This is a genomic window from Acaryochloris marina MBIC11017 (assembly GCF_000018105.1).
GTDB classification, from domain to species: domain Bacteria; phylum Cyanobacteriota; class Cyanobacteriia; order Thermosynechococcales; family Thermosynechococcaceae; genus Acaryochloris; species Acaryochloris marina.
This window is the reverse complement of record NC_009925.1, coordinates 2,753,544-2,765,988: the sequence shown is the minus strand read 5'-3', so window position 1 is coordinate 2,765,988 and position 12,445 is coordinate 2,753,544. Positions and strand designations below refer to the sequence as shown.

General features: G+C 48.8%; 10 protein-coding genes. 5 read left to right on the top strand and 5 right to left on the bottom strand.

The window, feature by feature from the left end:
* Positions 1–103 precede the first annotated feature (103 nt).
* Positions 104–1,954: a DUF3685 domain-containing protein gene (locus AM1_RS12350; protein ID WP_012163177.1), complete on the bottom strand. Its 1,851-nt coding sequence runs from the start codon at positions 1,952–1,954 to the stop codon at positions 104–106.
* A 132-nt stretch (positions 1,955–2,086) separates the two neighbouring features.
* On the opposite strand from AM1_RS12350, the gene AM1_RS12345 reads away from it, so the two are divergent.
* The 4 genes from AM1_RS12345 (at position 2,087) to AM1_RS12330 (ending at position 7,237) form a co-directional block, all read left to right on the top strand.
* Positions 2,087–2,779: a rhomboid family intramembrane serine protease gene (locus tag AM1_RS12345; RefSeq protein WP_012163176.1), complete on the top strand. Its 693-nt coding sequence runs from the start codon at positions 2,087–2,089 to the stop codon at positions 2,777–2,779.
* Between the two features lie 23 nt (positions 2,780–2,802).
* Entirely contained in the window at positions 2,803–4,011 is a 1,209-nt protein-coding gene (locus AM1_RS12340; RefSeq protein WP_012163175.1) for a hypothetical protein, read from the top strand.
* Positions 4,012–4,193: 182 nt separating this feature from the next.
* Positions 4,194–4,601, top strand: a complete 408-nt coding sequence (locus AM1_RS12335; RefSeq protein WP_012163173.1) for an endonuclease domain-containing protein — start codon at positions 4,194–4,196, stop codon at positions 4,599–4,601.
* A 335-nt stretch (positions 4,602–4,936) separates the two neighbouring features.
* Positions 4,937–7,237 (top strand): GUN4 domain-containing protein, encoded by a 2,301-nt coding sequence (locus AM1_RS12330; protein ID WP_012163172.1) that lies wholly within the window; start codon positions 4,937–4,939, stop codon positions 7,235–7,237.
* A gap of 135 nt (positions 7,238–7,372) precedes the next feature.
* On the opposite strand, the gene AM1_RS12325 is transcribed toward AM1_RS12330, so the two are convergent.
* The 3 genes from AM1_RS12325 to AM1_RS12315 all read right to left on the bottom strand — a co-directional run bounded on the left by AM1_RS12325 (position 7,373) and on the right by AM1_RS12315 (position 8,822).
* Positions 7,373–7,897 (bottom strand): SRPBCC family protein, encoded by a 525-nt coding sequence (locus AM1_RS12325; protein WP_012163171.1) that lies wholly within the window; start codon positions 7,895–7,897, stop codon positions 7,373–7,375.
* Positions 7,887–8,231 (bottom strand): ArsR/SmtB family transcription factor, encoded by a 345-nt coding sequence (locus AM1_RS12320; protein WP_012163170.1) that lies wholly within the window; start codon positions 8,229–8,231, stop codon positions 7,887–7,889. Before AM1_RS12320 ends, AM1_RS12325 begins: the two co-directional genes overlap by 11 nt.
* Before the next feature lie 147 nt (positions 8,232–8,378).
* Positions 8,379–8,822 carry a hypothetical protein gene (locus AM1_RS12315; protein WP_012163169.1) on the bottom strand — a complete coding sequence of 148 codons (444 nt, stop codon included), beginning with the start codon at positions 8,820–8,822 and terminating at the stop codon, positions 8,379–8,381.
* 200 nt (positions 8,823–9,022) lie between these two features.
* Between AM1_RS12315 and AM1_RS12310 the strand changes: the two genes are divergently transcribed.
* Positions 9,023–11,092, top strand: coding sequence for a dynamin family protein (locus AM1_RS12310; protein WP_012163168.1), 2,070 nt, complete (start codon positions 9,023–9,025; stop codon positions 11,090–11,092).
* Here AM1_RS12310 and AM1_RS12305 read toward each other — a convergent pair.
* Entirely contained in the window at positions 11,089–11,739 is a 651-nt protein-coding gene (locus AM1_RS12305; RefSeq protein WP_012163167.1) for a Crp/Fnr family transcriptional regulator, read from the bottom strand. The two genes, AM1_RS12310 and AM1_RS12305, sit on opposite strands and share 4 nt — an antisense overlap.
* Positions 11,740–12,445: the final 706 nt, after the last annotated feature.

The following is a 12,445-nucleotide window of genomic DNA, read 5'->3' as shown; positions in this document are numbered from 1 at the left end:
TGAGCTTCGATCTTAGTCACTGGTCTCTGGGAGTGAGAAGAGTGAATATACCGATTCCAAGAGAATATTCAGGGATTGCGATCGTGAATCTACGGACCGGAGGTTATTTTTCTTGATGGCTTTTGCGGCTGACGAAAATGTCTTGCCAGGTGCCGCCGACCCCTTGTAAGATGCCGCGACCAATTAAACCTAAGCCTCGGCCAATCACTTGAGTGAGGATATAAACCACTCCTCGACCGAGGAAGGTGAAGGTGGCCTGTAGTGGCGGTGCGATCGCATCTCTCCCCTCTAAAGCCAAGGTCACAAAAAACCGGATGCCCTGGAGCTGCTTGAGTTCCTGATCGCGGGAAGCATAAACGGAAATTTTCTGCATCCCCGCCTCACTAAACACGATTAACCTATACTGACTTTCGAAAATATCAGTAGGCTCTTTGAACAGGCGTCGAGACCGGTAGTGATTAGAGAGGGCATTGCGAAACCGCTCAATATCACGGGTAGAAATTAAAGAACGGTCGTAGAAGCTTTGTTTAATCGCTTCATTGGTGGCAAAGCGATTCAGCAATGGCTGCAGCACACCATTGGCCACACTGACCACGAGGTTACTCAGCAGAGCTTCTGCCTGGAGCATGGCTTCAGGAGAACCCACGGCGGACAAGGTATTGTCAACCAGTAAAGGCGCTTTAAACAGGAGATGATCCAGCAGTTCCGTTACCAGGGGAATTTTATTGAGGATCTCTGCTTCGACAATGGTTTGGTCTTGCTGGAGCACACTGACAATTTCGATATCTTCTAAGCCCTGGGTGTTGACTGCTGGAGATAACGGGATGGTCAAATACTTACCAAAAAAATCGGCGGTGGCCCCCATCCATAGGTCTTGCAGGAGTTTGGAGCGTTTGGTTACCAGTTGAGATCGCGTCACCTGGGCATAGCGCAACTCTTCCACCACGGTTTCAAATTGCTTCAACACAATCAGAAATAAATCCTGGCGCTTTTGGGCCTTGAGAATATCAATTTCTAACGGATCTTGGGTGCGATTGGAGAGGCTAGTGGGGAGCTTAGCCAGCAACCCATCCATCAGTACGGTGGTGATGTCTGGCTGAGCAGCGAGGTCCCCCCCGTCACTCACTTCCGTAACCCGCGAGGGGACCGCTAACTCATCGGTTTCCCAGGGATCGACATTGGCCCAAGAAAAAGCAGGTTCTTCTGGTTCTGCGGGGGCGTCTTCCTCAGCGGCACCACTCTGGCGCTCCATATACTGGCGCACCAGCCAGCGCACGGATTGTAATTCTCGCTCTCGCCCTTCATTTACAGCGCGTTGCCATTGGGTTAAGGCTTCCCCTTGGCGGCGAGCTTGCAGCTGCTCTAGGGTTTGCTCAATTTGCTTTAACCCCGTTTGCATAAACACCTGCCGCAACAGGGTAAAGGCGGTCACATTTTGAGTGACCATCGGCGGCGGGGCATCAGGCTGCGGCACGATCTGAGCCTGGGCCTTCTGAGCGGCGTCCCAAACCCGCTGGCCTTGACTGGTTCGCCGAAATTGCTGGATTAAGGTGGGGGTATCGACACTGCCTTTCCGACAAAAGCCTTCAACGCCGACTTGCCACAGTTTGGTGAGCTGATTGGGGTCGATGGTTGCCGATAAAACAAACAGGGCCAGATTGGGATAGCGCCCCTTTAGCTGTTGACAGAGGAGGCCATTCGCTTCGGTATCCCCGACCCGACTGATATCGAGAATCAGCAAATCCAGAGATTGTGGATCGACCTCTGGGCTGGCCTCTTCTGCCAATGGCGTTGAGAACAGCTGTAAAACTTGAGCTGGATCGTCGGCTTCAGCGACAACCTGAATATCGGCTACGGCGTCTAGGCAAGCTTTTAACCCGACCCGAAAGATCGGATCGGTATCCGCTAACATGAACTGAAGGGGTTGTGTCTGTGCTGCTGCCTGCTCTGTCATGCCCTGTCCGGTTTTTAGAGCCTATGCTCCTGAAATCGCTAATCCTGGTCAGACCCATCGCTTAGCTCAGGAGAGCGACTTGGCCCCATGTAGAGAATAGTGCACTTTTAGTGGAATCGATCAAAAAAAACTGTGGTACCCCTACGCGATAATAACCCCACTCGAATTACACCCTTTGTTACCTATGTTCTGATTGCCCTCAATATTGTCGTCTTCCTGCATGAGTTGCGCTTGGGGCCAGAACTAGACGCCTTTTTCCGCTTGTGGGCGGTGGTTCCCCGAGAATTGACCGCGAGTTTCCAAGGAGAACCCACGACCTTGCCTCATCCCGCCTGGATTACTTTGTTTACCTCTCAGTTCCTGCACGGGGGAATTTTGCATATTGCCGGGAATATGCTGTTCCTGTGGGTGTTCGGGAATAATATTGAGGACAAACTGGGCCATGTCAAATATCTGGTGTTTTACCTCAGCTGTGGAGCTTTAGCGGCCCTCAGTCAATGGTTTTTTAGCGTCAATTCTGAAATTCCGTCTTTAGGGGCCAGTGGTGCAATTGCAGGGGTGATGGGGGCCTATATTATTCGCTTCCCCAAAGCGGAGGTCTTAACCCTAATTCCCTTAGGGTTTTTCTGGTGGACGGTTAATCTGCCTGCCGTGTTCTTTTTAGGATTCTGGTTTGCCCAGCAAGCTTTTAATAGCGTCGCTAGCCTCAATGCCCCCATGAATATGGGCGGGGTAGCCTATTGGGCTCATGCCGGGGGCTTTGTGTTTGGGGCCTTGCTAGGTCCACTGATGGGACTGTTTGATCATGATCAGTCCCGCCGTTAACGTGTGAGTGTAAAGCTGCTTGTATGGTGAATATTGCTCAATCTGTGAAACTGATGGGGCTGATCGGTTGCTCGTCTCTGTTGGTGAACTGTACCCTGTTGCGTAAGACAGCTTCCGAACCCGATGCCTTTCGGTTAGAAGCAATGCCCATCGAGTATGAGTCTTTAGCCTCGAAGCCTGCGGTGCCCATGAGCAAGGTGTTTCAGCTTTCCTTTTACGACTATGACTTCAACTGGAAAAAGGTGATTAAAACTGTTGATGTTGCGCCCCTTCAGTATCGTGGCAATGAACCCCAGTTTGCCCTTGATAATAACGGTCGAGAATATTTAACCTATCCTGTTCCTGGTCGGACCAAGGTGGAAGGTAAATCGGTACTGACGGATACGCCACTGAACTGGTATGGTCAGGGTCCGGCGATTGTGTTTGAGCGCAAACCGGGCACGGTGATTATGCCCCTCTTGCCGGATCACAGCTATAAGACGGTGAAGGCGGAAATTGAGAGCACGGGGGGCAAGGTGCTGGGAATTTTTGGTACGACCTTCAAGGGCTTTACCAAAAAGAAGGAAGCGATTCCCCTCAGTTATGTCTATTTCAATCCCAATCGGTTACCGAAGAACGCGGGGCAAACGGAGCTGCCGATCTACCGTTCGTCTAAGATTTCAGGGCAATCTGCCCCCAATATTTTGTTGTCGGGGCTGGTGACCTATGCAGATGGGCGGTCGGCTTATCTGGATTTCAGCGATTTGGAAGGGGAAGGGAAGACGAGTAATGAGCGGCTGGATGATATCAAGGGGCAAATTCGCAAGGAGCTAGAGCAGCTGGAGGCCCAACCGGATGTGGCGATGGTGACGATTGATACCCATGGGGTGATTCGTAAGCCGGAGGATATTGAGGCGGTGTTGGAGCGAGGGGAGTATAAGCGGGGTGGCCCGTTTATGCTGCATGAGACCCAGTCGGTGGCGCGGGGGATTCGGGTGTTTGATGAGGAAACGAAGGCGTATGTAGGCTCGATGATTACGCCGTCGTTGTTGATGAAGGATTGTTTGGCGGTGGCGAAGCAACGGTTTGGGGAAGATGCGGTGATTCAGTTTTTGGATGGGGATGCGCCTGCTGCAGCTTATTTTGAGGATTATGATCCGACTGCGGAGTTGGAGTTGAAGGATCCAATTGTTTTGCATGCGTTTCGGCTGAGGGGAGCAAAGGGGTTGGAGTTGATTGTTCAATACGATTGAGAAGTGTCCTCAGTTATAGGACAAACATTGAAGCCATCACCCTCTGTCGTCATCATAAGCCGGGTTGAGAAGTTGTTTTGGAAGCCCAATTTAACTCTGCATTCGCCCCCTGAATCCCCCATTCTGGGGGACCTTGAGATTTATGATTCTCCGAGATGGGAGATAGGGTTAGGGGTAACACGATGCGAGAGAAGCAGATGCAGCGCCACCGTATTCGCGGCATGACCCCAGCCGTCGTTGCCGCCGCGCGAAGACTCAGACTCAATCTGACGCCTGCCGAACAAAAGCTGTGGAAAGCACTGCAAAAACGTCAACTCAGCGGCCTGAAATTCCGCTGTCAACACGCCATTGGTTCGTTCATTGTCGATTTTTACTGTCCCCAATGCCGATTAGTGATTGAGCTAGACGGCGACATCCACAATCAGCAGGTGGAGTATGATGAAGCCCGTACCGAGCAATTCAACCAGCTTGGTTTCCGAGTGATCCGATTCCAGAACTCAGACGTTATGCACCACCTAGATCAGGTACTTCAGCAAATCCGATATGCGAGTGAGCAAAGCCTTGATCGACAATCAAAGTCTCCAGAATGAGGGATTTGAGGTGATTATGTCTATAGCTTTCTCCATTGCACTGGTCCCCTAAATCCCCTGCCAGTGGGGGACTTCACCTGTTTTTTTCACAGATATTCACAATCAGATTTGAGGGAAATATGTTGAAGATTTTGGGCTTTATGCTCCTGCCTAGCTATAGGATTAAAGTCCCCCAGAATGGGGGATTTAGGGGGCTAATGTAGCATAATTGAGACTGTTGACTAGAAAAACATTGGATCTAGCTGTGAGGGGTCGTGCTCTCCTTAAAAACATACCCCTAGCTAGCTGATAAAAGTTCTGTCCTGTACTAAAGGCAGCGCCATATTTCCAGAGCCATGACCAAGACTGACAAACCTACTTCAAAACCTAAAGCTAAGGTTTCTCTCAGCGACCAGATTGCGGATGTTGTGGTTAAAGCAGTACGGACAGGTGGGGTGACGGTAGGTGGAGCAGGTGCGTTTTGGTCCCTGTTCAAAGATAGTGATATTCCCAAAGCCTTGGCGTCTGGAGTGATTGGTTTGGGAATTTCCTATGGAGCCAGTCTGCTTAACCCAGTTCATAAGGGCAATCAAGATCGCCTAACAAAAGCAGGAGAAGCCGCCAATAAAGCGATTGATCATGGCATTGCTAAAGTTAGTGGCGTAGAAGAACAGTATTATCGATGTCAAGCTTGGGCTTGCCGTCGTCAGAAATCTGAAGGGGTGGTGCAACATGATGGTATTTTTATGCCCCTGTTGGAAGAAATTTATGTTCCTTTAGAGTTGGACGCTAGCTCCTTACCAGCAGGTTGGCGGAAGTTCCCTGAACAGCACCTTGAAAAGTCTGCTCGTGATGGAGTTTGTGGACACAAAATTTGGGACTTACTTGGCAAGACGGATCAAGAATTAACCTTCCGACAAATTGTGGTGTTGGCCTGGGGTGGGTATGGCAAAACGACTTTGCTTAAACATATTGCCCATACCTATGGGATGGATCAACAGGGCAAGTATGGCGTTCCGCGACGAGTACCATTTTTGCTAGTGTTGCGGAAACATCGAGACCGTCTCGCTCAGGAGCAACCACCGACTCTGCTTGAGTTGATTAAAAACCATCACATTCCAGATTTACCAGACTCTGACAAGCTAGCTGACTTACCGGAGGATTGGGTTCAGAAACAGCTCCGTCAAGGAAAAGCGGTGGTGATGCTGGATGGCTTTGATGAGGTGGCCTCTGGGCAGCGTCCGGCAGTGGCTCGATGGATTAATGACCAGATGCGCCATTACAGCAAATCAGTATTTATCGTCACTTCCCGTCCTAAAGCCTATAACGAGCAGGAACCTGCCGACCGTCTGGAACTTTCGACCCGTCTATGGGTGCAAGACTTTAATGAATCTCAACGCCGCGATTTTGTAGAGCATTGGTATTTGTGTCAAGAGCGCTATGCCAGGGGTGGGGATACAACCCCTGACGTTCAGAAAGATGCGCAAGATGCCGCCGAGGAACTGCTAACCCAAATTGAAGCGCGGCAAGAGCTAAAAGATTTAGCTAAAAATCCGCTGTTGCTGAATATGATTGTGACGTTCCATCGGCGATTCCCAGGAATGGAGTTACCCAAGCGCCGAGTTGAACTCTACCGAGAAATTTGTATACTCCAGCTTCGAGATCGACCGGGGGCACGGAAACTGGAGACTTGTTTAATCAATTGCGAAGCCCAGCTTATATTGCAACGGTTGGCTTTATCCATGATGGAAGCCCATGAAGAGCGTTTGGATCGCTCTGTCTTAGTGGATTGTATCGATACTTATTTGGCACAACAACAAGAAACAGTTCAATCTAAGGATTTTTTGGCGCAAGTAGTACAGATTAGTGAACTTCTAGTGGAGCGGGAGCCAGGTGAATTCGAATTTGCACATCTCAGTTTGCAAGAGTACTTAGCAGCAAAGCAAATTGCTGAGGGCAAGCAAGAAGCATTTCTATATGAACACCTCAAAAATGACTGGTGGAAACAGACCATTTTGCTCTATGCCTCGCAGGTCAATCCCACACCACTCATTCGAGAAGCCTTGCATCAAGAAGCTATTGATTTGGCCTATACCATTCAGCAAGACACGACGAAGCGGCTGGATTTAACCGCAGATGAGTTAGCTGCTTTCCAACAACTCACCCCCCAAGTAGAAAATTCTCGTTATGCAACCTTAGAACAACTTCTAAAAAATCAACAGTGGTATGAAGCCGATCAAGAAACCTATCGCTTGATGATTACCACGGTGGGGAAAGAAGATGGACAATTGTTGAGTGAAAATGACCTTAAAACTTTTCCTTGTGAAGACCTGCAAATGGTTGATCAATTGTGGGTGCAATACAGCAAGGGTAAATGGGGTTTCAGTGTGCAAAAAAAAATTTGGGAAGAATGTGGAAGCCCTACAATTTACAATGATAAGTGGGAAAAGTTTGGTGATCGTGTTGGTTGGAGAAGTAATGGCAATTGGCGAGCATACCCAGACTTGACCTTCGATATAAATAAGACTCTTCCTGGAGAATTTCCGGCTGTTGTGTTGTCAGTCGGCCGGGGCGGGGGGCATTGGCTCGTTGGCTGGGCTACTTTTCTTGCACAAAGACTTGTAGATTGCAGCACAAGGCAGTCCCGTGAATTGTAAGTTTCATCTCTCTATTTAGCTGTCAAACTTTCGACTTGATCTGATACTCCTTTTGTTTGATGATGTTTATCTCAGAGCGTCGGATCAAATCGAAAATTTGACGCATCATGTTTCAGATCGCAGGTGAACATGAACCTACTGTTTGGATACGTTGCCAAGATACAGTTCGAGCTGGTTCAGACCACCCCCCCAGCCTTGGCCATGTTGATCACGCGCAGCTTCAAACGCCTCAGCTTCCTCAGCCGTTGGATTAATTGGTTCCCAGATAAACGCCAACTTCGTCTTGTCACCCACTTCCTCCAACGTCACCGTTGCCCTGATTTCTGGCGGCCAGTTAGAGATTTGAGTATTTGGTACAATCTCACCCGCTGTATTAGAACTATACTGCCTAAACACCAAACGGTCTGGTGGACTGACTACTTCATATTGAGTCAGCAACCACATCTCATATCCGCTCGGCGTCGTCATTTTATGTAGCGAAGACCCGCCCGCTCGGATATCCACAGACACATACTCACAAGCAAATCCCTGCTTTGGGAACATCCAGTTTTGTAAATGTTCTGGTTGCGTCCAAGCCTCAAACACCAACTGCCTCGGTGCCTTCAGCTCACGAGTGAGTCGCAATGGTTCAGCATGAATCGCATGGGAATTACTCATCATTCACCTCGTTTGCTTGGATTTCGTCTAAATAGGTTTCCAGGTGATCCAGACTGTCACTCCAAAACTGCTCAAACTGGATCACCCACTCTTGTATTGGTTTCAACTGATCGGCATTGACCCTATAGACCCGATATCGGCCCTCCTTCCGTTCCGAAACCAACCCCACCTGCTTCAAAACACCCAAGTGCTTTGAAACCATCGGCTGGCTCCATCCCATCCGCTCCACAATCTGATTCACCGTCAGTTCCTGACCGACCAGCGCTTCAATTAGGGCTCGCCGTTTCGGTTCTGCAATTGCATTAAAAGGGTCAAAGGTTGTTTTGGTCCGTGCCATACTCACAATATATTCTGATATAAGAATATGTCAAGCAACACATTAAACTTTCCCGTTTAGATTGGCATCCTTTAGGGAAAGTTGAGGTCTCTATCGTATGGGCTGATGCAGTCCAAGCGGTACTGATTAACCCTACTTCCCAGTCAATTATTTGTCCTTCACAAAAGAGATCCAATCCTTAGTCCCTTTTTTGGGTATAACCACGGCATCATCTCGATTGAGGCAAGCTGGTTTTAAGCTGGTGAAATCTCCTTTGTGCCTAGGATGTTCGGCAAAAGCCACCACCGATTGATCCTTTACAAACACCAACAAAGCAATCCCATCATTTTCTTTAATCGACGATTGACTTTCAAAATCCCAGTCGAACCCTAAAATCTCTGCCCCTTCTGTATTGACCGTATAGGGATTCAACACACAAATCTTTTGCCACTTATCCGAGCCAAGGGTCGCTAAATCGAGGGGTTGACCGGGCTGAGTTTGGAGATGGTCAGCAATCGCTGCAGTCACATTGACCTGAGGATCGTTCGATCCACCGCATCCTGCACAAGTCATCAACAAGCAAAAACCAACAAAAAACAGAGACTGCTTCATTTGCCCTCAATGGATAGATTCAACTGGCGTTAGTCTAGCCTCGCGATCCGATCCTGCGCGTGTTCTCCCTCACTGCGGTCTCGCATCACTCCCCACCTGGGAATACTGAGAGTCGGTAGCGCCATCAGCCATTGGCTGTCGCTATGATGGTACGGTCAGCGCTCGCTATCTCAGACTTCAGTCCTTTCAACCGCCAATCCATGAGCAATCCTGTCAACGCCTCCCCACCTGCGGGATATTTAGATGATTTTGACCAAGTTCGCCGTGTTCGCGAGCAGGTTGCCGATCATTTAGATCACATGTCTCAGGGGCTGATTCAATCGGAACTGGACGGTACCAAGGCTTCAGGATCTTTAGGCTTTGATCGCCAGATCACCTTGGTTAAAACCGCTAGTGATCATCTGCGGCAAGGCGTCTTTCGGTTAGTAGTCTTGGGCGATCTCAAACGTGGCAAAAGTACCCTGATCAATGCCATTTTGGGAGAACGACTGCTGCCCAGCGATGTCAACCCTTGTACCGCCATTTTGAGCGTTCTCAAATATGGCCCCCAGAAGCAAGTCACCATTTATTTTCGTGATGACACCCCACCCCAGCAGATTGATGTCGCCACCTTCAAATGGAAATACACCATCGACCCGTCCGAATCCAAAGCGCTACAGGATAAGGATGAGCAAGCCTTTCCCAATGTCAGTCATGCGGTGATCGAGTATCCCCTGCCTCTCTTAGCCAAAGGAATTGAAATCGTCGATACCCCTGGCTTAAACGATACAGAAGCCCGTAACGAGCTAGTCCTCAACTATCTCAACGACTGTCATGCGGTGTTATTTGTCCTCAATACCACCCAGCCTTGCACCCTCGATGAGCGGCGTTACCTCCGCAACTTTCTCCAGAACCGAGGACTAACGATTTTCTTTCTCCTCAATGCCTGGGATAAAGTGAAAACCAGTCTGCTCGATCCAGAGGATAAAAGTGCCTTGACCGAGGCAGAAGCAAAGCTCCGACAAGTTTTTCAAACCCACCTCTCCCCCTACTGTTCAGTCAATGGCGAAGATCGCTATCAACAGCGGGTCTTTGAAATTTCAGCGTTGCCCGCGTTAAGGTCACAACTCCACGACCCCAAAGCCTCCCTAGACGAAACGGGTATACCCGCATTTCTCGATGCCCTCACCCAGTTTTTAACCCGCGAGCGCACCAATGCTGAGTTAAATCATGCCGTGCATCAAGCTCGGGCCGTGGCGGCCCATGTCCATGAAGCGGTTGAACGGCGGATTCCCTTGTTAGACGAGGATATCGGTAACCTGAAGGCGAAAGTTGCTTCCGTCCAAAGTGAGTTCGATCAGCTCGCAACCGTCTCCACGGACTTTCAGACCGAAATTCGCCAAATCCGCGATCGCGAAGCCCAATCCATTGCCGATTCATTTCGGGCCTATATGCTGCAGCTGGAAAAAACCTTTGAAACGGACTTTGTGGCCTCCCAGCCCGATCTAGAGTTTTTAGACTTCCTCAACAAACAGAACCGGGCCAAGTTCCATGAATCCTTTAAGCGAGCCTTTGAACGCTACCTCACGGATAAATTGGCGGAGTGGGAAATGCAGGCGACCCAGCAATTAGACACGGCTTTTGCTCAGGTGCAAGCCGTTGCCGACCAATATCAGGCCACCTATACCCAAGTGGTGGAGGTGATTAATGCCAAGCTGTTGGGCCAGTCCTATGGGGCATCAGGACATCCCTATAATGATGCTGAAACCTGGACCGACACCGTCTTTGAAGTCTTGGATGCCATTCCCAACTCCCTGAATGGGGTGGTGGGTCGTTTAAGCCCCTTTTGGCGACGGGTGATGCAGGCGGTGTTTACCTCCCTCTGCGTCACCTTGGTGATTCAAATGGTTGGCTTTTTGTTTTCAGCCATGGCTTTGAATGTGTTTCTAGTGATTGTTGCGGGCGCAGGTCTAGTGGCAGGGCAAGCTGAATATGTTCGTCAGACCTTCCTGACCACCACTCGCCAAGAATTTGCCAAATGTCTGCCCCAAATTGCCCAAGAGCAGCAGCAGGCAGTGTATGAAGCTGTCGAGTCTTGCTTTAATACCCACGAAACTGAGATTATTCAGCGATTGAACGATGATATTCTGGCTCGCCAAACGGAACTCACCTATTTGGTCACCCAAAAAGAGACTCAAGACATTCAGCTAGAGCAAGAGACCGATCGTCTGCAACGGCTAGATCAAGGCATGGCTGAACAAGTCAGCCAGCTAACCGCCCTACTCAATTAGGTGTTGCGTTTCCCTCTAGCGCGATGTCGGGCCATGCTGGTCACTCGATCGGGATGCCCTGAGTTGAACTGCAGCAGCATTTGTTGCTTGGGCAGGCGCAACAGCTTACCTTCCCGCTCGAATTCATTGAGCAGACGAGTGGCGGTGACGCGGGTGATGCCTGTAATCTCAGCTAAGAGCTGATGAGTTAATCCCAAATCTAGGATTCGTCCCTGATCGACCTGGCGGCCAAACCGATCGCCTAGCCAATCCAAAAAGCGCAATAACCTTTGAGGTGCCCGCTTATAGCTGATGATGCTGAAGAGTTCTTCCATGTAGCGGAGGTGCGATCGCATCACCACCCCCAAATCCTGACCTGCCAAAGGCAAGGGCTTCACCTCTACCGCGCTTAAGCATTCCATCTGGAAAGGAGCGACCTCAGACAACAAGCGACCTACAGAATCGCCGGCTCCCCACAGTCCAAGAGTGACTAAATCACCTTCTTCATTCCAAGTAAGGGTGCGTACCAAGCCTAACTCAATGTGCCAGAGATGATCAGATTGCTGTGGAACGACTTGGCCCGGTCTTAAGCATAAACTGCGAGCTTCATAGAGGGACGTAACGTTATTTGAAAGAGAGTGCGGAGTGACGGGGGTTGATACTGCCATTAGCTGCGTACCTGCGAAAAACTGAATGAAACTTTGCGTCAGACTCACCGAGGAATATTGCCTATGCTAGTTAGCCATGAGGACAATAGGGTGAGGCAAGAAGTTATGTAGGATACATGATACTAATCACTAAAAATGAAATTTAGGAATAGTACCAAATACCAACATGAGTACGATAGTAGTAAGCTTCTGTGAAAACTCCGTGAAGTTTAGATGAGAATTTATCCGTTATCGAACTTCATCCTAAAAAGGCTAAAAACAGTGAGCCATATTTATCTTCTTCAGCAAAAATACAAACAGTTAGACGCCATAAATCTTCAAAAGTTCCTCAATAGATCTTTTGGAACCTAAGCTTTGATTAGAACCGTCGCTATCCCTCATACACTTCAGTTATTAATAGGAGTTTAAGAAGCTCCATCCCTGTTAAATACTAGATTGATAAGATTCTGAAAGATAAAAATAAATCCTGTTTTGCACTTTAATACCTTAAAAATAGTGAGTTGTGGATAGATATAACCTTTGATCTTTGATCAGAGACTGGAGTAATTTCAGGTTATTTTACTGTGTGGATAATATTTCTGATCCATGTCCTAGACTCATTAGAGCTGATATCTACAGAAGATATAAAGTGAACAGGTTAGATCAATAGAACGTTTATGAATGTATGGTTAAATGAGGTACACGATACAAATAGAAAGGCTTGCAA

What these genes read in the sequence shown, in the direction of transcription:
- AM1_RS12310 (WP_012163168.1), top strand. Translation starts at nt 9,023, where the DNA reads ATGAGCAATCCTGTCAACGCCTCCCCACCTGCGGGATATTTAGATGAT.
- AM1_RS12335 (WP_012163173.1), top strand. Translation starts at nt 4,194, where the DNA reads ATGCGAGAGAAGCAGATGCAGCGCCACCGTATTCGCGGCATGACCCCA.
- AM1_RS12340 (WP_012163175.1), top strand. Translation starts at nt 2,803, where the DNA reads ATGGTGAATATTGCTCAATCTGTGAAACTGATGGGGCTGATCGGTTGC.
- AM1_RS12330 (WP_012163172.1), top strand. Translation starts at nt 4,937, where the DNA reads ATGACCAAGACTGACAAACCTACTTCAAAACCTAAAGCTAAGGTTTCT.
- AM1_RS12320 (WP_012163170.1), bottom strand. Translation starts at nt 8,231, where the DNA reads ATGGCACGGACCAAAACAACCTTTGACCCTTTTAATGCAATTGCAGAA.
- AM1_RS12350 (WP_012163177.1), bottom strand. Translation starts at nt 1,954, where the DNA reads ATGACAGAGCAGGCAGCAGCACAGACACAACCCCTTCAGTTCATGTTA.
- AM1_RS12325 (WP_012163171.1), bottom strand. Translation starts at nt 7,897, where the DNA reads ATGATGAGTAATTCCCATGCGATTCATGCTGAACCATTGCGACTCACT.
- AM1_RS12315 (WP_012163169.1), bottom strand. Translation starts at nt 8,822, where the DNA reads ATGAAGCAGTCTCTGTTTTTTGTTGGTTTTTGCTTGTTGATGACTTGT.
- AM1_RS12305 (WP_012163167.1), bottom strand. Translation starts at nt 11,739, where the DNA reads ATGGCAGTATCAACCCCCGTCACTCCGCACTCTCTTTCAAATAACGTT.